General features: G+C 57.6%; 25 protein-coding genes. 13 read left to right on the top strand and 12 right to left on the bottom strand.

Annotation, left to right across the window (positions count from 1 at the left end; all coding sequences use genetic code 11):
* The first annotated feature begins 14 nt into the window (after nucleotides 1–14).
* Nucleotides 15–449 carry a hypothetical protein gene (locus tag A8990_RS19235; RefSeq protein ID WP_116190671.1) on the top strand — a complete coding sequence of 145 codons (435 nt, stop codon included), beginning with the start codon at nucleotides 15–17 and terminating at the stop codon, nucleotides 447–449.
* Between the two features lie 215 nt (nucleotides 450–664).
* On the top strand, nucleotides 665–1,060 hold the full coding sequence (locus A8990_RS19240; RefSeq protein WP_116190672.1) for a hypothetical protein: 396 nt from the start codon (nucleotides 665–667) through the stop codon (nucleotides 1,058–1,060).
* 168 nt (nucleotides 1,061–1,228) lie between these two features.
* Here A8990_RS19240 and A8990_RS19245 read toward each other — a convergent pair whose 3' ends face one another.
* The 4 genes from A8990_RS19245 to A8990_RS19260 form a co-directional block, all read right to left on the bottom strand.
* Entirely contained in the window at nucleotides 1,229–1,621 is a 393-nt protein-coding gene (locus A8990_RS19245) for a hypothetical protein (RefSeq protein ID WP_147306833.1), read from the bottom strand.
* 157 nt (nucleotides 1,622–1,778) lie between these two features.
* Nucleotides 1,779–2,426 carry an NUDIX hydrolase gene (locus A8990_RS19250; RefSeq protein WP_116190674.1) on the bottom strand — a complete coding sequence of 216 codons (648 nt, stop codon included), beginning with the start codon at nucleotides 2,424–2,426 and terminating at the stop codon, nucleotides 1,779–1,781.
* A 4-nt stretch (nucleotides 2,427–2,430) separates the two neighbouring features.
* Nucleotides 2,431–2,928 (bottom strand): large-conductance mechanosensitive channel protein MscL, encoded by a 498-nt coding sequence (mscL, locus tag A8990_RS19255; protein WP_116190675.1) that lies wholly within the window; start codon nucleotides 2,926–2,928, stop codon nucleotides 2,431–2,433.
* A 55-nt stretch (nucleotides 2,929–2,983) separates the two neighbouring features.
* A complete protein-coding gene (locus A8990_RS19260; RefSeq protein WP_116190676.1) occupies nucleotides 2,984–3,958 on the bottom strand; it encodes a diacylglycerol/lipid kinase family protein in 975 nt (324 codons plus the stop codon).
* Nucleotides 3,959–4,070: 112 nt separating this feature from the next.
* Here A8990_RS19260 and A8990_RS19265 point away from each other — a divergent pair, with 112 nt between their 5' ends.
* Both A8990_RS19265 and A8990_RS19270 read left to right on the top strand, forming a co-directional pair.
* Nucleotides 4,071–5,216 carry a DNA alkylation repair protein gene (locus A8990_RS19265; RefSeq protein WP_116190677.1) on the top strand — a complete coding sequence of 382 codons (1,146 nt, stop codon included), beginning with the start codon at nucleotides 4,071–4,073 and terminating at the stop codon, nucleotides 5,214–5,216.
* Nucleotides 5,213–6,253, top strand: a complete 1,041-nt coding sequence (locus A8990_RS19270) for an FUSC family protein (protein ID WP_116190678.1) — start codon at nucleotides 5,213–5,215, stop codon at nucleotides 6,251–6,253. Before A8990_RS19265 ends, A8990_RS19270 begins: the two co-directional genes overlap by 4 nt.
* 143 nt (nucleotides 6,254–6,396) lie before the next feature.
* Here the strand turns inward: A8990_RS19270 and A8990_RS19275 are convergent, their stop codons facing one another.
* The 6 genes from A8990_RS19275 to ilvA form a co-directional block, all read right to left on the bottom strand.
* On the bottom strand, nucleotides 6,397–6,684 hold the full coding sequence (locus A8990_RS19275) for a transposase (protein ID WP_116190679.1): 288 nt from the start codon (nucleotides 6,682–6,684) through the stop codon (nucleotides 6,397–6,399).
* A 44-nt stretch (nucleotides 6,685–6,728) separates the two neighbouring features.
* Nucleotides 6,729–6,872: a hypothetical protein gene (locus tag A8990_RS31625; protein ID WP_181909672.1), complete on the bottom strand. Its 144-nt coding sequence runs from the start codon at nucleotides 6,870–6,872 to the stop codon at nucleotides 6,729–6,731.
* A 113-nt stretch (nucleotides 6,873–6,985) separates the two neighbouring features.
* Nucleotides 6,986–7,303, bottom strand: a complete 318-nt coding sequence (locus tag A8990_RS19280) for a zinc ribbon domain-containing protein (protein ID WP_116190680.1) — start codon at nucleotides 7,301–7,303, stop codon at nucleotides 6,986–6,988.
* Nucleotides 7,304–7,341: 38 nt separating this feature from the next.
* Entirely contained in the window at nucleotides 7,342–7,947 is a 606-nt protein-coding gene (locus tag A8990_RS19285; RefSeq protein ID WP_116190681.1) for a TVP38/TMEM64 family protein, read from the bottom strand.
* A 42-nt stretch (nucleotides 7,948–7,989) separates the two neighbouring features.
* On the bottom strand, nucleotides 7,990–9,162 hold the full coding sequence (locus tag A8990_RS19290) for an MFS transporter (RefSeq protein WP_181909673.1): 1,173 nt from the start codon (nucleotides 9,160–9,162) through the stop codon (nucleotides 7,990–7,992).
* A 258-nt stretch (nucleotides 9,163–9,420) separates the two neighbouring features.
* The gene (gene ilvA, locus A8990_RS19295; RefSeq protein WP_116190682.1) at nucleotides 9,421–10,704 is read right to left on the bottom strand and encodes a threonine ammonia-lyase IlvA; all 1,284 of its coding nucleotides are present in this window, start codon (nucleotides 10,702–10,704) and stop codon (nucleotides 9,421–9,423) included.
* 409 nt (nucleotides 10,705–11,113) lie between these two features.
* Between ilvA and A8990_RS19300 the strand changes: the two genes are divergently transcribed.
* Genes A8990_RS19300 through A8990_RS19325 form a run of 6 tightly spaced genes read left to right on the top strand, consistent with a single transcriptional unit; the run spans nucleotide 11,114 to nucleotide 13,795 of the window.
* Complete coding sequence (locus A8990_RS19300) at nucleotides 11,114–11,758, top strand: DUF2238 domain-containing protein (protein ID WP_116190683.1); 645 nt, start codon at nucleotides 11,114–11,116, stop codon at nucleotides 11,756–11,758.
* A 29-nt stretch (nucleotides 11,759–11,787) separates the two neighbouring features.
* Nucleotides 11,788–12,366, top strand: coding sequence for a histidine phosphatase family protein (locus A8990_RS19305; protein ID WP_181909674.1), 579 nt, complete (start codon nucleotides 11,788–11,790; stop codon nucleotides 12,364–12,366).
* Nucleotides 12,357–12,779 carry a GNAT family N-acetyltransferase gene (locus A8990_RS19310; protein WP_116190685.1) on the top strand — a complete coding sequence of 141 codons (423 nt, stop codon included), beginning with the start codon at nucleotides 12,357–12,359 and terminating at the stop codon, nucleotides 12,777–12,779. The genes A8990_RS19305 and A8990_RS19310 overlap by 10 nt, the downstream gene beginning before the upstream one ends.
* 58 nt (nucleotides 12,780–12,837) lie before the next feature.
* Nucleotides 12,838–13,149, top strand: coding sequence for a Dabb family protein (locus A8990_RS19315; RefSeq protein WP_116190686.1), 312 nt, complete (start codon nucleotides 12,838–12,840; stop codon nucleotides 13,147–13,149).
* A 46-nt stretch (nucleotides 13,150–13,195) separates the two neighbouring features.
* A complete protein-coding gene (locus A8990_RS19320; RefSeq protein WP_116190687.1) occupies nucleotides 13,196–13,525 on the top strand; it encodes a hypothetical protein in 330 nt (109 codons plus the stop codon).
* A 15-nt stretch (nucleotides 13,526–13,540) separates the two neighbouring features.
* Nucleotides 13,541–13,795 carry a hypothetical protein gene (locus A8990_RS19325; protein ID WP_147306834.1) on the top strand — a complete coding sequence of 85 codons (255 nt, stop codon included), beginning with the start codon at nucleotides 13,541–13,543 and terminating at the stop codon, nucleotides 13,793–13,795.
* 272 nt (nucleotides 13,796–14,067) lie between these two features.
* Here A8990_RS19325 and A8990_RS19330 read toward each other — a convergent pair whose 3' ends face one another.
* A complete protein-coding gene (locus A8990_RS19330) occupies nucleotides 14,068–15,105 on the bottom strand; it encodes an electron transfer flavoprotein subunit alpha/FixB family protein (protein ID WP_116190689.1) in 1,038 nt (345 codons plus the stop codon).
* 18 nt (nucleotides 15,106–15,123) lie between these two features.
* A complete protein-coding gene (locus tag A8990_RS19335; RefSeq protein ID WP_116190690.1) occupies nucleotides 15,124–15,969 on the bottom strand; it encodes an electron transfer flavoprotein subunit beta/FixA family protein in 846 nt (281 codons plus the stop codon).
* A 310-nt stretch (nucleotides 15,970–16,279) separates the two neighbouring features.
* On the opposite strand from A8990_RS19335, the gene A8990_RS19340 reads away from it, so the two are divergent.
* From A8990_RS19340 to A8990_RS19350, 3 genes are all read left to right on the top strand, one after another.
* Nucleotides 16,280–18,592, top strand: coding sequence for a (Fe-S)-binding protein (locus tag A8990_RS19340; protein ID WP_116190697.1), 2,313 nt, complete (start codon nucleotides 16,280–16,282; stop codon nucleotides 18,590–18,592).
* Nucleotides 18,593–19,087: 495 nt separating this feature from the next.
* Nucleotides 19,088–21,511 carry a 3-hydroxyacyl-CoA dehydrogenase/enoyl-CoA hydratase family protein gene (locus tag A8990_RS19345; protein ID WP_281272514.1) on the top strand — a complete coding sequence of 808 codons (2,424 nt, stop codon included), beginning with the start codon at nucleotides 19,088–19,090 and terminating at the stop codon, nucleotides 21,509–21,511.
* Between the two features lie 26 nt (nucleotides 21,512–21,537).
* Nucleotides 21,538–22,743 (top strand): acetyl-CoA C-acyltransferase, encoded by a 1,206-nt coding sequence (locus A8990_RS19350; protein ID WP_116190691.1) that lies wholly within the window; start codon nucleotides 21,538–21,540, stop codon nucleotides 22,741–22,743.
* The last annotated feature ends 320 nt before the right edge of the window (nucleotides 22,744–23,063 follow it).

Below are 23,063 nucleotides of genomic sequence, written 5' to 3' on the forward strand. Positions count from 1 at the left end.
GGGGACCGCGACTTGTGATATTTAGACCTTTGCAAACAACCATAGTGCAAACTGCCGTTCTTCTAGCATTCTCCATTTTGATGTCGTTCACGAGCCACGCTTTTGCGATTGTCGGATTGATCTTCATGGTAGTTTCTTTGGTATATGGTTCCGCTTCGAGCATTAAAATCATCGATGATAAGGTTATTAAAACAACATTCTATTTCTTTAAACGCGAATACGGCATAGAAGAAATGAAATGGATCGAGGCCGTAACAGAGAAGAAATTTGGATACATAACGATTAGGATTGGGAAGTCTTATGCGGAAGACTACTATATTTTGCAAATGAAGAATCGCTCATCACTAAAGGTCAACGCTGCTTTTAAAAACAGTGGGGTCAGTCTGGGACGTTATCTGAAGAAGAAATATAAGCTTCAGCTCAAAGAGACAGAACGGCTTCGATTTTGAATAGCAGAAACGAACACGGGTCTGCTTCCAGCACTGGCATTTGCCCCTCCACACCTCCGCCAAGAGCCTTTTATCCAGGCTAATTACGGGTCAGGGCGCGGGCGGCGCGCAAACAGCAGAATGCAGGTTGTGCCAATAGCGGTGGTAATTTGCCTTATACCAATCTATCTCTCCACTCATAGAGTATGGTAGTTCTCTCGAGAGGAGGAAATCTAGTGTCAGCTAAATTGAAAGTGAGTAACGTGAAAGCAGTGCGTACGCGTTCCCGTAATGCGCGCGTGTCCAACGAAGGAATGCGTAGTGGCCGCAGCCAATGCTGCAATCGTCGTGACGGTGCTGTCGAAGGTATCCAGGAGGCAGGTCAAGATCTTTCCAATCTGTTCTGTCATCTTCGCAGCCCTGAGAATGCAGCTAAGCTCGTACGCGGTATCCGCTGCAGAAACCGTAAGCTCGTCAATTCTTTGCTCGGCGACAACTGTGAGGTCGTTTGTTTCTTCCACCAAGGCAGATATGCATGTGTACGAATTGCGTGTGTGTTTGGCGAGTGCTGTGATGTACGGATTACGTTTGATATTTGTGTCTCCATGGGCAACTGCAACAATGTATTCTGATTTTGAATGGCGAACCGGCTGTATCTGCTGCAGGCTGTCTCACGAATAGTGGGATGGCCTGTTTTGTTGTGAACCGATGCCAGCGCGGCGGCATAAGCTGAAGTAATGGACATCTGACTACGGAGGTGACTTGGTATGCCGTTTATACCGAATTTTCCGCAAGCCTTACTAGATGAGCATGCGCGCTGGCACCATGCGCATCACTTCGATAATCCAGCTTTGCTGCCGCCAGGTTATGGCCAGCAGTTCATGCAATTCCACCGGTATTTCATTCGAAAAGTATTGCAGTGGTATAACGCGCAAGGCTTCGATCCGCAGCTTGTAGCGGCTTGGCCGAGCGTGCCCGAGGTGATTCGGGGCGCCTCTTGTTATAACCGGGCGGCAGAAGCCCGCGTGGTGAATAACCCGCAATCGTTCGCGACGCTGGATCAGCTCGGTTTGTTTATTGAAGGCACGAACTTGCACGGCTGCATCCACCAGGAGGCGGCGAGATGGTTTAACGAAGAAGCATTGAACGACTTCGACATTGCGCCGGCCACTACGATGTTTTACAAAATCCATGGGCTGATCGATCAATGGTATACGAACTGGGAACGTGCAACGGGTCAGGTGAATGCAGGGCGAGGGGGAACGGAGGCTGGTATCGCTTCCGTGCCGCAGCCGAAGTCTCAGAAGCCCGCGATTCGAGTAAAAGGGCATAAAAAAAGCGCCTTACTGCTCAAAGCGCGAGCAGTAAAGCGCGGAATACGCCGGCATAATAGCTGGAAGGCCTTGGCACGAAATCCGAAGCCTTCACTTGAACTGAAGCCTCAATCATCGGCTGCTGATCATGGCCAAGTCGGAAACCGGCCGCCGCTGCGTGATCCGCTTGCCCCTCGAACAAGACAATCATCGCTTCGAGATCGGCTTCGTAAATCCCAGCCACTTCTTCCGGCTGCAGGGTTAGCGAAGCGAGCGGCGCGTCGTAAATAAAGCCGAACACCTCGCTCACCTCGCGGTCGATGAAGGCCGCACCCTTGGCGAAGCCCGCAGCTTCCTTGCGGGCTTCGCCGAGAGGGAGGAGCGCATCGAACGGTACGCGAACGCCGAGCTCTTCTTCGATTTCCCGAGCGGCATCCCGCATCGTTTCGCCGGCGCTCAGATGGCCGGCTGCGGTAATGTCGAATTGGCTCGGGAACGTGTCTTTATCGCTGCTGCGCTGCTGGAACAGGACGAGCTTGCGTTCGCCGTCCCGCCGTGCCAGCCAGCAATGAATGGAGCGGTGCCACAGCCCGCGCGCATGCACGTCGCCGCGGCTGGCCGTGCCAAGCCAGTTGCCCGCTTCGTCGTAGTAGTCGAACTGTTCTTCCCCGTGCGCAGCCGTCATAGAATTAAGCCAAGCCTTCCTGCAGGTCGTCGGACGGCTCCGTCAGATGCGAAGTACAGTGACCGCAGCGCGTTGCTTTGATCGGAATCTTCGTCAAGCAGTACGGGCACTCCTTCTCGGTCGGTTCTGGTGCTGCGACGACCTCAGGCTCCTTGGTGCCGATGCGGCGCAAAGCATTAGCGCCCTTCACGATCATGAAGATACAGAAAGCGACGATGGTGAAATCGAGGACAACGTTAATAAAATTGCCGTATGCAATGACGGGCACGGTAGCGGCTTGTGCCTTCGCTAAAGTCTCAGGACGAACGTCCACATTCTTTAGGACAATAAATTGATCTACCAAATTGACGCTGCCCATCAGTCTGCTGATCGGCGGCATAATAATGTCGTTGACGAGCGAGGTCACGATCTTCCCGAACGCGCCGCCAATAATAACCCCGACAGCAAGATCGAGCACATTGCCTCGGACGGCGAACTCTCTAAATTCTTTTACTATTTTCATGATGTATTCAGCTCCTTCTGCCCTATTATATCGGAATCCTGAGAGGGTTCAAAGATTATCTCACCAAAAGCAGCCGATTTGAAGCAAGCTTCACATGAAGCGGGACTTGCCCCGCAGGTTCTCCGTCGCCGAATGCGGAAATCGGATCTAGACCCGGCATAGACTCTGCGGCAACAGAGACAGTCTGCCCGCGCAGCATCGTTACGAACGGCAGCCGGACATGCTTGCCCGTCAGCAGCGTCGGGAAGAGACGCAGCAGCTGCAGCGGCGTGCACGTATGCACGATGCAGATGTCGAGCATGCCATCGGACGGCGATGCCTCCGGACAGATCCGCAGCCCGCCCCCGTAGGCGGGCACATTGCAAATCGCGGCCATCCAGCCGCGCCTGTACACATGAGGCTTGCCGTCTATCGTCACTATCATCGGACGAGGACGGTAAGTGAGAAGCATGTGGACAAGGGCAATGAGGTAGGCAAGAGAGCCGACGCCAAGCTTGTTGCATAGCTTCTTATAGGAGGAGCGGTTCACAGCAGAGGCGATTGCAGCGTCGAAGCCGACAGCGAGCGCGGTCAAGATCGGCTTCTTAGGCTGAACCCCGCCGCAATCATCGTCACCGCCGAGCATGATGAGATCGACCGGCACGGCCTGCCCTTGAAGCACGCGCTCCAGCGCGGCAAGCGGCTGCTTCGGAATGCCGAACGCGCGCGCCGTATCGTTGCCCGAGCCGGACGGAATAAGGCCGAGCGGAACAGCGCTGCCCGCAAGTGCCGGCAGGATGCTGTGGATCGTGCCGTCGCCGCCAATGATTGTAACCGCTCTCACATCCGAGCGCGAAAGATCGCTGTCACTCGAGCCCCCGCGGCGATTCTGTTCCAGCAAGTTCCGCACTTCCTGACACGCAGCCTCAGCCGATTCCGCAATGACGGCTTGGTAAGGAAGGCTCCTGCGCTGCAGCTCGGTTTCAACAAGCTTCCAAATGATTTTCCCGCGGCCGCTGCCGGCGCGTTCGTTAACTGCAAAAATCCACATGATGTGTCTCCTCCTCTGACTTGCACTCATTATAAGGGGCGGCGGACCAGCCCGCCAACTTCTTTTTGCAGCAGAATCGGCTATAATAACGAAAGGAGGTAAGAGACAACATATGGCTGAACCGTTAAAAGCAATGTACGACCTGCCGTTTCTGCGGCAGTTTGCAGCGCGCGTTGCCTCCGCGTGGGCACCTTTTCAGGAAGAGGCGTTTATCCGGCTTGTCACGGCGGACGGCTGGGAGGCACTGGAGCTCAAAAGCCGAATTCGGCGCATAACGCAAGCACTTGGGGCAACTTTGCCTGCTACATATCCGGAAGCGCTCGATGTGCTGCTTGCCATTCATAAGCAATGCGCAGGCTTCCCGTATTTATTTTTCCCTGACTTTGTTGAAGTATATGGCCTTGAGGAGCAGCATCACGACCGTTCCTTGGACGCGCTGGAACGCTTCACGGTGCAGTCCTCTGCCGAGTTCGCGATTAGGGCGTTTCTGCTGAAAGCGCCAGAGCGCACCCTCGCGCGCATGATGGAATGGGTGCTTAATCCGAACGAGCATGTGCGCCGTCTTGCCAGCGAAGGCTGCAGACCCCGTCTGCCGTGGGCACAAGCGATAACGATGTACAAGCGCGACCCGTCGCCGATCATTCCGCTGCTTGAGCTGCTCAAACGCGACCCGGCGCTATATGTACGCAAGAGCGTCGCTAATAATTTGAACGATATTGCGAAGGATCATCCGGCCGTTGTGCGGGAAATTGCGAAGCGATGGATCGGCCGTGATCCCGCTACGGACTGGATCGTCCGACATGGCTGCCGCACGCTTATTAAAGCGGCGGACCCTGATATTATGGCGTTGTTCGGCTATGAGGAGCATAGCGCGGACGCGGAGGGCTTCGTCGAGCATGCGTCACTCCGGGCAATGGAGGAGGAAGCACGCATTGGCGAGGACAGCGAGCTGCGTTACGATGTGTACCTGCGCCCGTCTTCAAGCCAGGAACTGCTGCGCTTGCGTGTGGAGCTTGGCGTATTCTATGTGAAATCCGGCGGCAAAGTGTCGGAGAAGCGATTTCTCGTCACCGACAAGAAAGCTGCGCCAGGAACCAGCTTCTCAGGCGCTAAGAAGCTAAGCTGGAAGGACTTATCGACGCGCAAGCACTATGAAGGGATGCACCGATTGACGCTTGTCGTGAATGGTCTTGCTGTCGCCGAGACGGCCATCATGCTATCCCATTCCCAGTCTGAACAAAGGAGCGGTGTGGAATGACTATTGGCGCACGAGTTCTGAAGACGGGACTTGCCGTCGCGCTAGCCGTCTATCTCAGCAATATGCTCGGCTTTCCATCGCCGATCATTGCGGCCGTAGCATCGATCTTCACGATTCAGCCGTCCATATCCCGTTCCTGGCAGCAAATTGTGGATCAGCTCCAGACGAATTTGCTCGGCGCCGTCGTCGCGCTGGCGGCGGTCCGTTTGATCGGGACAGCTCCAATCTCGCTCGGACTTGTATGTATTATCGTAATCCTCATTAGCATCAAATTGCGGATGGAGAGCACGATTGGCCTGACGCTGGTCACCGTTGTCGCGGTCATGGAGGCGAATCAGGATGGCTGGTCGTTCGCGCTCGACCGCGTCCTCATGGTATTGACAGGCATGGCTGCCGCTTTTGCCGTGAACACGCTCATCATTCCGCCGCGTCCGCGCAAGCAGTTCATCGGTCAGGTCCAGGAAGCGTATATTCAGCTGTCGCTCCTGCTGCGCCTTGCCATCTCGAATGAGATGAAGGAGGATGTGCACCGCAAGGAGAAGGAGAGGCTGGAAGGAATCCTGCGCAAGCTGGATGAGTCGTATTTGCTGTTCGAGGAAGAGCGGTCACTGCTGCCGAAGCGGAAGGCGGCGCGGGCAAGACAGCTTATTCTGTCCAAGCATCTCATTAAGGCGCTGCATAAAGGCGTCGATCTGCTGGAGGTCGTGGAGGAGCATTATTTCTCGGCGGCAGACGCGGAGTTGTGGGCGAAGCGGTTCGATAGTCAGATCGAGGAGCTTGCGAAGTATCACGAGCATATCTTGCTGAAGCTGGCCGGCAAAATGAAGCCCTTCGCAACCATCGAGCCCGAGCAGGAGCGGGAGGATCGGCTCATTGAGCAGCTGACATCTTACCTGCATGACGAACACGGGCATAACAAGCGCCTTGTGTTCGTCGCATCCGCTATGCTGGAGTACGGGTATCATCTGCGCCGACTCGATAAAGTCGCGGATCGGGTGCAGCAGCGTGAAGGTGCTGCAGAGCTGAGCCTGCAATAGCAACACTATAATCAATAAACATTAATCCATAAACAATAATCCATAAACATGACAAAACGCCCTTGTATCCTCGAGGCCGAGCAAAGTATCCATGCTCGTCGCTGAAAGGTACAAGGGCGTTTATCGTTTATGCGGTGTTGCCGTTATTTATCTACATCTTCCGGATGTCTGCGCGGATGCTGCAGATGCGCCTCATGCTGCGTAATTTCTTTCTTCGGCGTAAGCCGTTCGTCTGTCTGGCCTTCATGGTGATTATCGAAATCAAGCTGGATGAGCTCCCATTCCGTCGACCCGATCGTCGGGTCAGCGGGGAACACACCGTTGCGCTTCAGATGCTCTTCGCGGCCAAGCTCGTTCTTATAGACACCATTCACTTCAACGGGCTCGCCTGACATCGGAGCCATATGGTTATGGCCTAATTGTTCACTCATCACGTTCTCCTCCTGAGTTATCTCATCGGTCAGCCGAGCCTTGCTTACAGGCCATGCTTCGGAACGGCGGCACGGTCGGCAGTAGACTGCGCCTTGCTCGCTTCGGCTTTGCCAGCTCCTGTTCGATCTGCTTTCGACTGCGCCTTGCTCGCTTTCACTTGCAAGTGGGAAGGTTGTTCGCCTGACATAGGGTGGCCTCCTGATCAAAAGGTCATAAAGATTGAAATTCCTTTCTCAGTGTGCCACGAGCGAGGAGAAACTATGTAGCGGAGAACGTAAAGCGACCAGCTCCAAGCCGAGATTACAGCAGCCGCAGTCCGCAGGATGGACAGTCGACGTCTTGATGCGTGATAGCCTCACCGCAGGCGGGACACGGCTCCGAGAAGGGCTGCTTCGCTGCCGCCTGCAAGGCGATACTGTTCACTACCTGCTGCTCATCAGGCGTTTCTTTGCTTGCGGCTTGCGACGACGAGCCGCCGCCCAGGAGCGCTTCCGCGAACTGCTTCAATTCGGAATGCTTGCCGGAATCATCGCCTGTGATGCGAACCATGAAGATCATGGCGGCAACAAGGCCTAAGACAACGACAAAAACAATAGTAGTAGCAATAATATTCATCATGGCAGAGGTCCTCGATTCGCAGCATTATTCGCCCGTCATTATTTCAGATGATAGCGTGTTTCCAGCTTTTTGCCGCCCAGCCACATCACGGCGAACAGCACAAGAGCAAGAATAACCCGCCACGGCTGCTTGGTCAACTCGCCGATGTCGAAGCTGAGCACGGATACGCTTAGAATCATGACGGCTTTGCCGAGCAGAACCGCGAGGACGAAGGAGCCAAACGAAATGCGGCTAAGACCTGAGACGATATTGATGAGTGCGGAAGGCGAGAAAGGAAAGCAGGCGAAGAGAAAAATCGGCGTAAAGCCGCGCTTTTCAATAAAGACGAGCAGCTTCGAGGCACGCGGAAACTTGCGGCGAATCCAGCCGCTAAGATGCCCGCCGAGCTTGCGCGAAATCCAGAACAGCAGGAGCGAGCCGCTGCAAACGCCGACCCAGGATAGAAGAGAGCCTAGCCAAAGTCCGTATATATTGGCGTTGGCGGCGACGAAAACAAGCAGCGGCAGCACCGGAAGGAACGATTCCGCGAGCGGCAGCAGTATGCCCGGCAGAGGACCGTATGCCTTGTAGCTCTCCAGCGTGCGCTGCATTTGCTCAAGATCCATATTTTTCAGCGAGCGAATCCATTCTTCAAGATGCTCCATGCGTACAACTCTCCCCTTGCCCATCCTTTATAGCCGTACGCGCTATTCTCTATCTCTAAACGCACGGAACGGAAACCATATATAGAAAAATCCGATCACGGCATACATAATGCCGCTGTACCACAGCACCGTGGACTGGCCCTGCCAAGTCGCAAGCGTACCCCCGACAACGGGGCCGATCATGCCGCCAATGCCTTCAACAGTGGAGAAGATTCCCCAGCCAAGTCCTTGTTGCTTCGGCGGCACATAATTGGCGAGCAGCGCATTCCACGCGGGCAGCAGCGTTGCATACGAGAGGCCGAGCACGCCGGTCAGCACAATGCATTCCCACATCGGCGGCGCGAGGGAGAGCATGTACAGCGAGACGCCGATGAAGACGAATCCGAGCACAAGAAACCACTTCTTGCCGCCAAGGATGTCCGATAATCGGCCGAGCGGAATGAGGCCAAGCACCGTGCAGGCGCCTCCAGCTGTCAGAAGCAGCGAATATTGCGCGCCGTTCATGCCAAGCCTGTTCTCAGCGAAGCTCGGCAGAATCGGAACGAGCATCCCAGCGCCCATCGTCTGCAGCACCATGCCAGGCAGCAGCAGCCGCATATGGCGTAGCCGATCCTTCAAGATGACGAACTGCTCCCGAGGCGGAAGCGACGTTGCTGCGCCAGTCGCTTTGGTGTTGTTGATGAACAGCGACAACAGCCAGCAGAGCAGCGCGAATCCGAGCAGCAGGTAGTAGGTGAACGACTTGCTGTAATCGAGCAGCAGGTTGCTGACGATCGGTCCCGCTCCGATGCCGACGAACCAGATCGTGTAGAGGAAGCCCATCTGCATCGCCCGCCGGTCATCCGACACTTTCGTCAAGCAGACGATCCAGATTGGCGAGATGCCGACTCCGTATAACGCGGCAGCGACGATGAACAGCCAAGGCATATCTGCGAAAGGGACGAGAAAGATGCCGATGAGCGAGATGAACAAGCCGGTATGTACGACGAACCGAATCGAGAACCGGTCGAGCAGATAACCGATCGCCATCTTCAGCGCGGTATCGGTCAAGTAGTGGGCGGTTATCGCAATGCCGATGATATCGAGCGATAAACCGAGAATTTTCTCCCCGTAAATCGGCAGGAAGCTGATCAGCGCAGCCCCGCGTACGAATTCGACGAAGAAGAGAATGACGGAGAACAATATAATTTCGCGAGAAAACAATCGTTTAGGCATGTGTCTGAATCCCCTTTGCATCCTCGATTCGGGCACAGCGGACGAGCAGACTTCTCCATTATATGCAAGCTGGTATAAAAATCCAACCAAGCCCTTCAGCATATTTAGCGAAGCAGGTGCTTGCCCCTCCATTTACGAATCGGATGTTCCATACGTTTCATGAATTACTATCAGGATTCCCCGAAATGACGCTAAACCTTGCACGAAAAAGCCCGGCCACTCCTTAGGGGAGCAGCCGGGCGTGTAATGAAGCCTGTCTCAAATAAGCAAATTGAACAGGACAGGGTCCTTGTTCAGCTCTAAGAAATTGAGCCCTTTCTTATTCATCCGCTCTACAAGCGGCGCATAATCTTGGCGGTTCTTCAGCTCGATGCCGACGAGGGCAGGGCCGTTATCCTTGTTATGCTTCTTCGTATATTCAAACCGTGTGATGTCGTCGTCCGGTCCAAGCACTTCATCAAGAAACTCGCGAAGGGCACCGGCACGCTGCGGGAAGTTGACCATGAAATAATGCTTCAGCCCTTCGAAGACGAGCGACCGTTCCTTGATCTCCTGCATCCGGTCGACATCGTTGTTGCCGCCGCTAATGACGCAGACGACGGTTTTGCCGGCAATCTGGTCCCGGTACAGGTCGAGTGCGGCAATCGGCAGCGAGCCTGCAGGCTCAACGACGATCGCATTCTCGTTGTACAGATCGAGCATCGCCGTGCATGTTTTGCCTTCCGGCACGATAATAATGTCGTCGAGCATCTCGCGGCACATGCGGAACGTCAGCTCGCCGACCCGCTTCACGGCTGCGCCATCGACGAACTTGTCGATCGTATCCAGCGTCAGCACTTCGCCGGCGTCCAGCGCCGCGCGCATCGATGGCGCGCCCTCCGGTTCGATGCCGATAATCTTCGTGCTCGGGGATACGGCTTTCACGTATGCGGCAACACCGGCAGCAAGACCGCCGCCGCCGATTGTAACGAACACATAGTCAGGCGCGGAATCAACCGCCTCCATGATCTCTTTGCCGATCGTTCCGTTGCCCGCGATGATCTTCGGATCGTCGAATGGATGGATGAAGGCCAGGTCATCCTTGCGGCTTACTTTGATCGCCTCGTTGAACGCATCGTCGAAGGTATCGCCAGTCAGGATGATTTCGACGTCAGATCCGCCGAAGAACGCGACCTGGTTGACCTTCTGACGCGGCGTCGTGCTCGGCATGTAGATTTTGCCCGGAATGCCGAGAGAATGACAGGAGTACGCAACGCCCTGTGCATGATTGCCTGCGCTGGCGCAGACGACGCCGCGGAGCAGTCGCTCTTCCGGCAGCGATTTAATCAGATGATAGGCGCCGCGCAGCTTGAACGAACGAACTACCTGCAGATCCTCCCGTTTCAGCAGTACATTGCAGCCGTACCGCTCGGACAGCACCCGATTCTGCTGCAGCGGTGTCCGTGCCGCCACTTCCTTCACATGCATTTGCGCCTGCGCGATCTCTGTCAGTCCAACGGTGTGCGTGCCGCTGTAATCCCATTCCGTACCCATAGCTTTCATGCTCCTTTCTTCTCCCATAACGATATCGCCCTAAACAAATAAAAAATCCCGCCCCGAAAGGGACGAGATTAATCTCGCGTTACCACCCTAATTCCGTATGCCTGTCCAGCTCACTTGCTGGGACCCCGCGCATTACGGCTCCTTTGTCACGTACTATCATACGCGCTCCGTGTAACGGCGGATTCCGTCCGTGCTTACTTTAAGATGTTCGGCACGGCTTCTCGGGGAGGATGCAGCAACGATTGGCAAACGCCGGCTTTCAGCAGATACCGGCTCTCTGGGGGATGCCTTCATGCGATGCGCGTGTTCCCGTCAGTAGAATTTTCATAATTTCGAATTATTCTTGTTATACTCCCCAGAAGGGGCAATTGTCAACGGGTATGTTTGTAAAGAAACTGGAGGGGTAAATTTGCCATTTCGCCGCAACCATGTGCTGCACATCGAGCTCGTTCTGTTCGTCATCTTCTGGGTGCTGCTCGCGATCCATCCGAATAAAGCGCTCGACTGGTGGATGGAAAATATGTTGAACTTTGCCGCGATCATCGTGCTCGCAGTCAGCTACCGCTGGTTCCAATTCAGCACGCTGTCCTATACGTTCATTCTGCTTCTTATCGTGCTTCATACATTCGGTGCTCACTATGCGTACCACGAAACGCCGGTGGATCGCTGGATGAAATCGCTGTTTCATTTTAAGCGGAACATGTATGACCGGATCGTCCATCTCGGATTTGGGCTGCTGCTCAGCTTTCCGACGATTGAACTGCTTATCCGAGTAGCGAGAATGCGCCGTTTGTGGGCTTATCTAGTTGCACCGTGGGTACTGGTCGGCTTCGGTGCGCTCTACGAAATTGGGGAAATGTATGTTGCTATTTACGCGCCCAAGAAGGAAGGCAGCGACTTTCTCGGTATGCAAGGGGACATTTGGGATTCCGAGCGCGATATGCAGATGAACTTGATTGGCGCGATTACAGCTGTTATTCTGATCGTCATTTGCAGGAAGGTATGGCGTAAAAAAACGGATACACCGCCGCTCGAAATCGCATATAATGAGTGAAACATGTCATTCGCCGGGGAGAGGATGCTGTGGCGCGAACGAAACTCATCTTCGTCAGACACGCAGAGTCCGCCGGACCATTCGAGCCGGAGAACGACCGGAGGCGGGGGCTGACAGAACGGGGACAAGCTTCTGTTAGCCGAGCCCGCGAGATATTGCGTGATGTGACGGTTGACGCTGTTGTCTCAAGTCCATATCAGCGGGCTGTGCTCACGGTGCAAGGGCTGGCGGATGAACGCGGCTTGTCAGTTACATGCTTCGAGGAGTTAAGGGAGCGCAGGCTGCATGGTCCTGAGTATCCGCTTGCCGGCGAGCATTTTCTCGGTGCGATTCAGCGTTCCTTCAAGGACAAGCATCTAGCGCTTCCAGGGGGCGAATCGTTCGAGGGGGCTCAGCAACGCGCACTGCCGGTCATCAAGCAGCTGCTGCGCGAGCATCACGGCCAGACCGTCGTTATCGGGACGCACGGCAACATTATGGCGATGCTGCTGAATGCGTTCGACGAGCAATACGATTACGCATTCTGGCGCAGCACGACGATGCCGGATCTGTATGAAGCGGCTTTCGAAGGGGAGCAACTGGTGGAGGTGAGGCGGTTATGGAGCTAATCTATCGGGAGATGACGATCGGCGATTACGAGGCAGCGTATGCGCTCTGGATGAAGACCGAGGGGATGGTGCTAAGCAGCGCCGATTCCAGGGAAGAAATAGAGGCGTATTTGGTGCGTAATCCGGACTGCAGCTTCATCTGCGAGGAAGAAGGTGAACTGCTAGGCACAATACTAGGCGGTCACGATGGCAGACGCGGGTTCATCTATCATGTGGCCGTTTCGGCAGACCAGCGCGGAAGAGGCATTGGACAACAGCTGGTGCAGCTGTCGCTGGGCAGACTGCGTGAAGCCGGCATAGCGAAGTGCCATCTCTTCGTGCTGGAGGACAATGAGATCGGAGCCCGGTTCTGGGCGCGGTCAGGCTGGCAGAAGCGGGAAGGGATTTTGCTATTTTCGAAGGATACAACATAGTAAGAGACGTATGAGGCGAGTGAGATATTCATTCAAACAATTTGAGGAGGAAGAGTAGATGGATAACAATAGCATTCAGCATATGGTGATTTTTGATTTGAAGCATGCGGCAGATTCGGCAGAGGCAGCGACGTTTCTGAAGGATGGCGAGCGGTTGCTGAAGTCGATTCCAGTGGTTCGTAACTTCCAAGCGTTCAACCAAGTGAGCGCGAAGAACGACTATCGATATGGCTTCTCTATGGTGTTCGATAACCAGGCAGATTACGAAACTTATAACGCGCATCCAGTTCATGTCGATTTTGTAGAAAATCGCTGGGTGCCGGAAGTGGCACGGTTTCTGGAGATAGATTTTAAAAATTACGGGGTTTAGGCGGGTCGAAGTGTATTGGAGCGAGTAACGGATTTACGGACTTCGTGTGCTGCGGGAGGGAACAGAGGAGCGAAGCGGCTTCCGGCGGCTTGCGCTTCGGAATCTCTTCGTGTTCGTGTGGCCTCTGGAGCTTGCTTTCGTAGTGCTGATCAAGCGGAAGCTGAAGCTTGGCGATCGCCTCGCGGGAACGGCGCTCTATAAGAAAGAAATGAGGCATAAGAAGCGCAGAACGGTGATTACTGTTGTGGCTGGCGTTATGCTGTTTATTTCTATTTTTGTACCGAGCTTGGTGTATTTCATTAAGCATAGTATCGTTATCCTGTCGTATTCGAGCGGGGTGCCGTGGCATGTGGATTCGATGCAGATTATGAAGTGATGGGGGAGAAGCGGGGTGTCATTGCGGCAGTTTGCGAGAGGTGCTGTACTAGCGCTGGCCATGCCTTGGCTCATCTACTTCGCGCTTAACTTGTATATCAAATATCGGAATCGAGCGCCCCAAGACTTCGCTTATCACGATAGCTACTTCTTGGCTGCGAATGTCGGCTGGATCGGCTACTTGGCTTGCGCTGTCATGCTTCTCGCGGTGTATAGCGTCGTGGTTGTGAGCTTCAATTGGATATGGAAAAGAGTAAAACCAGGCCGGTAGGGGCCTGGTTTTTTTGATTGGCTCGACTGTGAGAGGCGAAGTTTGAGATTCGGAATTCGAAATTCGAAATCGGCGGCTAAGGAACTCCAGCGCGCTTATTTGCATGAAATCGGGGCATCAGAGATTGTAAGGAATTCCAGCAACGCTATTTGCTCGTTTTAGGCCTGAATGAGGCGTTATTTAGCAAAATAGCGTGTGTGGAGTTCCTTACAACTTGAAAGGACGCGATTTGGGGCAAATAAGATGTCTGAGGTTCCTTAGAGTTGAGCGAATCAGCTGCCAGGATTCCCTAGCAGAGCTCGGAATTGCTCGGTTAGCAGCGGGACGACCTCGAACAGGTCCCCGACGATGCCGTAATCGGCGACGCCGAAGATTGGCGCTTCGGGGTCTTTGTTGATCGCCACGATGACGCGGGATTGGCTCATGCCCGCCAAGTGCTGGATCGCGCCGCTGATGCCGCAGGCGATATAGAGCTTCGGCGTGACGGTTTTGCCGGTTTGACCGATCTGCAGCGAGTAGTCGCAGTAGCCGGCATCGCAGGCGCCTCGAGATGCGCCAACCGCGCCGCCGACGACGGCGGCGAGCTCTTCCAGCGGCGCGAAGCCGTCCGCGCTGCGCACGCCTCTGCCGCCGGAGACGATGATGTCGGCCTCGGCGAGATCGATCCGTCCGCTCGCTTTGCGAACGACATCGCGGACGATGGTCCACAGCGGCGGCGCCGAGTACGCCAGCGCCGCGACCGTGCCCTCGCTGCCGGGAGCGACCGGCTCCGCGACGGGCAGGTTGTTCGGGCGCACCGTGATGACCTGCGGTGCGCCGGGGAGAAACCGCCGCTGCTCGAACGCCTTGCCGGCGTAGAGCGGGCGCGTAAAGATCGCGGCTGCGCCGCCGCCTGCGGCCACGTCGACGGCGGTCACATCCGCGATGTGGCCGCCACTTACGGCGGCGGCCACGCGGGGCGCGAGCTCGCGCCCCGCCGCGGTGTGGCCGAGCACGATGATGCTCGGCTGCACCGCAGCAACGGCGGCGCCGATGGCGGCGGCGTACGCCTCGGGCGCAAAGCCCGCCAGGGCGGGGTCGTCAACCACGTGGACGACCTCCGCCCCGCGCGCGGCGAGCTCCGCGGCGGCTGTTTGAAGTGCCGCCGCCGCGGACGCTCCGCCGCCAACGACGACGGCGTGCACGCTGCCGCCGTCACCGACAAGCAGCCGCGCGGCGCCGAGCGCTTCCAGCGCCACGCGCCGCAGGCTGCCCTCCGCGCACTCGGCATAGACGAGTGCCGTTTGTTTCCCTGTATTGGTATCGCTCATCGCGTTAATGCCTCCTCTCTAGAACAATTTGGCTTCGCGCTGAAGGAGATCCGCCAGCTGGGCAGCCTGCTCCTGCGGCGTCCCGGCAAGCTTGCGTCCCGCCGCGCGAACCGGCGGCCCTTGCAGCGCTACGCGCTCCGTACGCGGCGCGAGATCGTCCGCCGCGAGTCCAAGCTCCGAGGCGCTGATCTGCTTCAGCGGCTTCTTCTTCGCTTTCATAATGCCCGGCAGCGACGGATACCGCGGCTCGTTCAGCCCCTGCTGCGCCGTGATGAGAGCGGGGAGGGGGACTTCCACCGTCTGCGCACCCCATTCGGTGTCTCGTTCCACGACAGCGACTTGTTTCACGCCGCCGCCTGCCCACGAAGCCCCGCTCGGGCTTAAGCTTTTTCCGTCCGCACCTCCGCCAGCGCCGGCATCTTTAACCTCTACCTTCAGCGCCGCCGCCGCTTGCGGCAATCCGAGCCGCTCCGCGATTTGCAGCGCCACGCTGCCCGCGCCGCGGTCAACGGCGAACAGCCCGGCGAGCAGCAGGTCCGGCTTCAGCTGCTCCACCACTTTGGCGAGCGCTGCGCCTACGGCGTAGCCGTCATCTCCTTGCAAGCCGTCGGCGGACAGGAGCACCGCCTCGTCCGCTCCCATGGCAAGCGCCGTGCGAAGCGCTTCTACCGTCCGGTCCGGCCCGCAGGAGACGACGGTGACCGTTCCGCCGTGCGCCTCGCGCAGCCGAAGCGCTTCCTCCAGCGCGTATTCGTCATAGGGGTTAATGATAAACTTCACATTTTGCTCGGATGCGGTCCCGTTCACAAGCTCGATTTTTTCCTCCGTATCGAACGTCTGCTTTATCAGAACGACCAGCTGCATCGGCCCATTGCACCTCCTGTAAGAATCGTTAATTGACCGCATCAGTCATACCGCAAGACCGCGGCCGAATACGATAAAATAAGCCCTCCATGTTTGCTTGCGACTAGTGTTACCTTATGAACTTGGCCCTTGAAATAGACCGCCGCCGCGCCCCGCGGCAGGTGCCTATCCGCATGTTCCCGGCAGGAGGGACATATACTGAACCACTCCCGTTATCCAAGGCATAAACGGCTCCAAAGGAGGGATCTTTGTGGGGTTTTTAAGCGCGCATCCGCTCGCTGCGCTGCTGCGGTGGCTGCTGTTTGCAGGGATGACGGCAGGGGCGATCGTGTGCTTTTACCTCGTTGTGAGCAGGAGAGTAGGCTACATCCGTCTTGGCCGGCAAGCATCGCCTAAGCGAGGTGCCCAGCATTATGACGAAGCTGGTGACGAGTATGACGACAGCGAGGGTGACAGTGACAGTGACAGTGACAGTGACAGTGACAGTGACAGTGACAGTAAGGAAAAGGCGCATCTCTCATCATTTTCAGCAAATGCAGCACTTGCATCGGAGGCGGTTACAAGCACCGAGGCACGCAGAGGGCTGGAGTGGGTGTACCAGGTATTCGGCCATCGCAAGCTGCTGAAGGACATTCGAAGCGGGCTCATGCATCTCGTCATCTTCTATGGGTTCATCGTGCTACAGTTTGGCGCGCTGGACATCATTTGGGAGGGAATCAGCGGATCACCGCTGCCTTTTCTGGATTATCACTGGTTCGTGTATACGCAGGAACTGACCGTATCGCTCGTGCTGCTGGCTCTGCTCTACGGCGGCTTCCGGCGATATGTGGAGCGGCTTCGCCGTCTGAAAAGAGGCTGGAAGCCCTCTATTGTGCTGTGGTTTATCGGCGGTCTGATGCTGACGGTGCTGCTTACGCAAGCTTTTAACCGCTTGCAGGACGCGCCTGCCGGCGGTGCCTCGTTGTACGTGAGCTATGCTCCGGTGTCCTCGGCTATCGCTGAGGCGATGGATAACGCAGGCGTTGCGCCGAGTGCTGGCCGTATGCTTTATGAAGTATTCTGGTGGCTGCATTATGCGGTGCTGTTGTCGTTTCTCGTGTATGTGCCGCAGTCGAAGCATTTTCATATTCTGACCGCTCCGGTCAACCTATGGCTGCGCCGCCGTTCGCCGCCTGGGAAGCTTGCGCCGCTTGATCTCGAGGACGAAGAGGCGGAGTCGTTCGGTGTCGGAGCGATTGAGCAGTTTACGCAAAAGCAGCTCCTCGACCTCTATGCCTGCGTCGAGTGCGGGCGCTGTACCAACGTGTGCCCCGCAGCGAGTACCGGCAAGCTGCTGTCGCCGATGCATCTCATTACGAAGCTTCGTGATCACCTGACGGAGAAAGGCGCTGCGATTACGTCCAAGTCGCCTTGGGTGCCGGCTTTCGGAGGCGGTGGTTCGGTTGGCGCGCATGTGATGCATAGCGATGCGCCGGTGCTGTGGAGTGCCGGTGCCAAGACAACAATCGAACCGACGATGTCAGCGCAAAAAGGGGCGTGGAGCTTGCGCGCCGACACCGCTCCCGCGGATGCGGCGCTGATTGGCGACGTCATGTCGGAGTCGGAACTTTGGGCGTGCACGACCTGCCGCAATTGCGAGGACCAGTGTCCCGTAGGCAATGAGCACGTGGACAAAATCATCGATATGCGCCGCTACCTCGTCTTGACGGAAGGCAAAATCCCGGCAGAGGCACAGCGTGCGATGAACAATATCGAGCGGCAGGGCAATCCATGGGGACTGCCGCGCGCGGAGCGGGGAGCGTGGCTCTCGGCGTACAACAGCTCGGAGGCTGCGTCTTCGCCAGTGCCAACGATGCAGGAGGCTGCGAAGCGAGGCGGGGATGACCGGCCGGAGCTGGTGCTGTGGGCCGGAACGATGGGCGCTTACGACCAGCGGAGCCGCAAAGTGCTGTTCGCCGTCGTGCGGCTGCTCCAGCATGCAGGCATTCCTTTTGCCGTGCTTGGCGGGGAGGAGCGCAACTCCGGCGATACGGCGCGGCGGCTGGGCAATGAGCTGCTGTTCCAGACGCTGTGCAGCGAAAATATCGCCACTCTCCAGCGATACGGCGTGCGCCGTGTCGTGACGATCTGTCCGCATACGTTCAATGCGTTCAAGAATGAGTATCCGGATTTTGGGCTGAGCAAGTCGGTCGTGGTGGAGCATCATACCACTTTGCTTGAGCGGCTCGTCGCGCAGCAATTGATTAAGCCGGTGCATCCGGTCCTGGAGCGAGTCGTGTTCCACGATTCGTGCTACTTGGGCCGATACAATGGCATTTACGATGCCCCGAGGAATCTGCTTCGTGCGATTCCAGGCGTGAAGATGCTCGAGATGGAGCGCAATCGCGAAAATGGTCTATGCTGCGGCGCAGGCGGCGGCCTCATGTGGATGGAGGAGCGCAGCGGCGTGAGGGTGAACGAAGCGCGAGCGACGCAAGCGCTGTCGACATCGCCAACGGTCATCGGCTCGGCCTGCCCGTACTGCCTCACGATGATGGAGGACGGCATCAAGCTGCTCGATGCGGAGAAGACGGTACGTGCGCGCGACGTCGCGGAGCTGCTGGCGGAGAGCGTGTTTGGGTGAGGGCGGCGGGGCCGGCACGAGTGTGGCGCTTCCGTTGAGAGGCCTGGTTCGGTGCTCTCAGCGGCGTGAACGCGCCGAATCGGCCATGAGAGATCCAAAAGGGTCTCTCACGAAGCCAAAGCGAGGCGGAAGGCTGCTTTTTCCCGCTGAGAGACCCGATTCGGTGCTCTCAGTGGCGAAACTGCGCCGAATCGCTCATGAGAGATCCCAAAAGGGTCTCTCCCTAAGCCAAAGCGAGGCGGAAGGCTGCTTTTTCCCGCTGAGAGATCCGATTCGGCACTCTCAGCGGCGTGAACGCGCCGAATCGGCCCTGAGAGATCCCAAAAGGATCTCTCACGAAGCCAAGGCGAAGCGGACGGCTGGATTTTACCTCCGAGAGCACACATACGTTCTCTCGCTAACTCTGAGCCGGTCCGCCGGCTGCCGAGAGAACAGGCGGATTCGCCGCAAATATTCTCGCAGCATTTTCGACCTAACTTTAAAGGAGGGAGCCATGTGGGAGGAAAAGCGCCAGGAACCCGCATTAGCCGCGCGGCGGTTATCGGGTCGGGTGTGATGGGAGCGGGGATTGCCGCCCATCTTGCGAATGCGGGCATCAGCGTGCTGCTGCTCGATATTCCGCCGGCAAAGCTGACGGAGCAGGAGGAGCGCGCGGGCAAGACGCTGCAGGACCCGGCGGTGCGCAACCGCCTTGCGGCTGCGAGCATCGCGAGGATCACGACGCAGCAGCCGGCTGCTTTGTACGACGCTGCTTTTGCATCGCGGATTACGGCCGGCAACTTGGAGGATGACCTCGCCAAGCTGACCGATGTGGAATGGATCGTCGAAGCCGTCGTGGAACGGCTCGACATCAAGCAGAACGTATTCGCTCGGATTGAACCTTGGCTCGGCGCGGAAACGCTCGTCTCCACCAACACCTCGGGCTTGTCGGCAAGCGCGATGGCGGAGGGGCGCGGCGAGAAGTTCCGGAAGCATTTTGCCGTCACCCATTTCTTCAATCCGCCTCGCCATATGAAGCTCGTCGAGCTTGTCGCCGGACCGGATACGGAGCCCGTCGTCATGGCAAGGCTGTCTGCGATCTGCGAGCGCCAGCTTGGGAAAGGCGTCGTAATCGCCAAGGATACGCCCAACTTCATTGCCAATCGGATTGGCACGTACGGGATGATGACGACTTTTGCAGCGATGAAGCAGTTCGGGCTGAACGTGGATGAGGTGGATGCGCTGACCGGGCCCGCGATGGGGCGGCCGAAGACGGCGACGTTCCGCATGCTGGACCTCGTCGGACTCGATACGCTGCTGCATGTGGTGGATAATGTGCGGGAGCGGAGCGAGGACAGTGAGGATCAGCAAGCTTTTGTACGGCCTCCGGAGCTTGAAGCGCTTGTGGCTCGAGGCTGGATCGGCGAGAAAGCGGGCAGCGGATTTTACCGCAAAATAAAACGTTCAGGAGGAGGCAGCGACATCGAAACGCTGCAGCTGGACACGATGACGTACGCGCCTCGAAGCAGCGTGAACTCCCCGGTCATCGAGGCCGCGAAGACGGCAAAAGGCGCCGCAGGCAAGCTCAAAGCACTCCTGTTCACGGACACGAATGACCGTTACGCCAAGTTCGCGTGGCAGGTGACGAAGACAGTGCTGCTCTATTCGGCGCGGCAGCTCGGGGTCGTAGCGGATACAATCGATGACATCGATAAAGCGCTCGTCTGGGGCTTCAATTGGGAGCTTGGACCGTTCCAGCTCTGGGATGCAATCGGACTTGAGAAGTCGGTGCAGCGGATGCGGGCGGAGGGCGACGACATACCGTGGTGGCTTAGTGAGTGGCTGGCTTCGGGAAATAAAAGCTTTTACAAGGAAGAGGGACTGCGCAGATTTTATGTCGACAGAGGCGAATACCGGCAGGTGGAAGAGCAGCCTGACGTCATCTCGCTTGCTGCACTCAAGCGTGCTGGCAGAACGATCCTCGGCAATTCAGGCGCTTCGCTGCTCGATCTCGGCGACGAAGTCGCGTGCCTTGTGTTCCATTCGCCGAACAATGCGATTGGCGGAGATATCCTCACCGCGATTCGGCAGAGCGCGGATGAGGTGAGCCGTAATTGGCGCGGACTTGTGCTTGCCAATGAAGGTCGGCATTTCTGTGTTGGCGCGAACTTGATGATGCTGCTGATGGAAGCCCAAAATGGCGACTTCGACGAGGTCGACGATATCATCCGCCTCTTCCAAAACAGCATGCTGACCTTGAAGCGGCTCGATCGTCCGGTCGTGGCAGCGCCGCATCGGATGACGCTTGGCGGCGGGGTGGAGGCGTGCCTGCCTGCGGATCGGATTATTTTCTCGGCGGAGACGTACTTCGGGCTCGTCGAGACTGGAGTTGGCTTGATCCCGGCCGGCGGCGGTTGTAAGGAAGCAGCGGTGATGGCTTCGGCGCGAGCAGGGGCTTTAGGTGATCTGCAGCCGCATGTGAATGCGCTGTTCGAGACGATCGCGATGGCGAAGACGTCGACAAGCGGCTACGACGTACACCGCACCGGGCTGATGCGGCCTGCGGATCGTGTGGTGATGCGCGACGAAACGCGAGTGGCGGAGGCGAAGCGGGGTGTGCTCGAGCTGGATCAGGCGGGCTATGTGGCGCCTGGGTCGGCGAGTACGCGGATTCGCGTCGTGGGACGTGAAGGGCGTGCGGTGCTGCAGCTTGGCGTGGAGGCGATGCGGCTCGGCGGGCAGATCAGCGAGCACGACGTGAAGATCGGCCGCAAGCTGGCGCATGTTATCGCAGGCGGCGACGCTGCGCCGGGGGCTGAAGTGAGCGAGCAATACCTGCTCGATCTGGAGCGCGAAGCGTTCCTCAGCCTGTGCGGCGAGCCGCTGACGCAGGCGCGGATGCGGCATATGCTCTCCACTGGCAAGCCGCTGCGTAACTAGCAACTATCTTAAGGAGGTGACCGCCTATGGCAAAGGAAGCGAACCATCCGCTCGACGCTGTCATCGTGTCGGCGGTTCGAACGGCTGTCGGCAAGGCGAAGAAAGGCAGCCTTGCCGACACGAGAGCCGAAGATTTAGGCCGCGCGGTACTGCGCGCGGCGGTAGATCGCGTCCCCGGACTTACATACGGGGATGTGCAGGACGTTGTCATTGGCTGTGCGATGCCCGAAGGGGAGCAAGGCCTTAACTTTGCCCGCATCATGACCCTGTATGCGGGCTTTCCGGTGACGACGCCGGCCGTCACGGTCAACCGGTTTTGCGCCTCCGGCTTGCAGGCGATTGCCTATGCAGCGGAGCGCATCCGGCTCGGCGAGGCCGATGTCGTGCTCGCCGGAGGTGTCGAGAGCATGAGCCACGTCCCGATGACGGGCTTCAAGCTTTCGCCGCATCCCGGCATTGCCGATGCGATGCCGGAGGTGTACATGGGCATGGGGCATACCGCCGAGGAGGTGGCGAGGCGGTATGGGATTAGCCGCGAGGCGCAGGATGCTTTTGCTGCGGCGAGCCATGTGAAGGCGGCAGCGGCGCAGGCAGCCGGACGCTTCGCGGAGGAGATCGTGCCGCTGCATGTGCAGCGCGAAGGCGTTGACGACAACGGCCGGCCTTGGTCGCGCAGCTTCGAGTTCGACCGCGACGAAGGCGTGCGCGCGGACACGACGCCGGAGGTGCTCGCGAAGCTGAAGCCGTCTTTCGCGCGCGAAGGCACCGTCACGGCGGGCAACGCCTCGCAGATGAGCGACGGCGCCGCGGCCGTCGTCGTCATGAGCCGCGCACGCGCCGAACAGCTCGGCGTGAAGCCGCTCGCGGTGTTCCGCGCGTACAGCGTCGCTGGCGTCGCGCCGGAGGTGATGGGGATCGGCCCGATCGAGGCGATCCCTAAGGCGTTGGCGCGCGCTGGCATCACGCTCGAACAGGTGAACTTGTTCGAGTTGAACGAAGCCTTCGCGGCGCAGTGCCTGCCGATTATTGAGCGGCTCGGGATTAACCCCGAGCTCGTCAATGTGAACGGCGGCGCAATCGCCCTCGGCCATCCGCTTGGCTGCACGGGGACGAAGCTCAGCGTCTCCCTGATCCACGAGCTGCAGCGCCGCGGCGGCGGTCACGGCATCGTCTCCATGTGCGTCGGCGGCGGCATGGGTGCCGCAGGCGTGTTCGAAGTGCCGTCGGCTTAAAGAGTGGTACCCAGTACCACAAATTGGCCGGAATTCGGTTGAAACGACATAAGGAGTGGTACCCAGTACCCTGCTTTGGCGGATTTTCGTCAAGGTGGTAGTTACCCTTCATCAATCGCTATCCGATCGCAAGTAGCTGGTTAGTTGGACTACATTGGTGGGAATCCGCTCAAAAGAGCGCAAGTAGCTGGTCTAGTGGACTACATGGGTGGAATTCCGCTCAAACGACGCAAAAGTAGCTTGTTTAGTGGACTACATTGGAGTAAGAGAGTGCTCAAGGTATCTACATCGGCGGCAACCCAGCAGTTCGAGCCAAAGAG

The sequence above is a fragment of the Paenibacillus taihuensis genome (assembly GCF_003386535.1).
Classification (GTDB): Bacteria; Bacillota; Bacilli; order Paenibacillales; family Paenibacillaceae; genus Paenibacillus_Z; species Paenibacillus_Z taihuensis.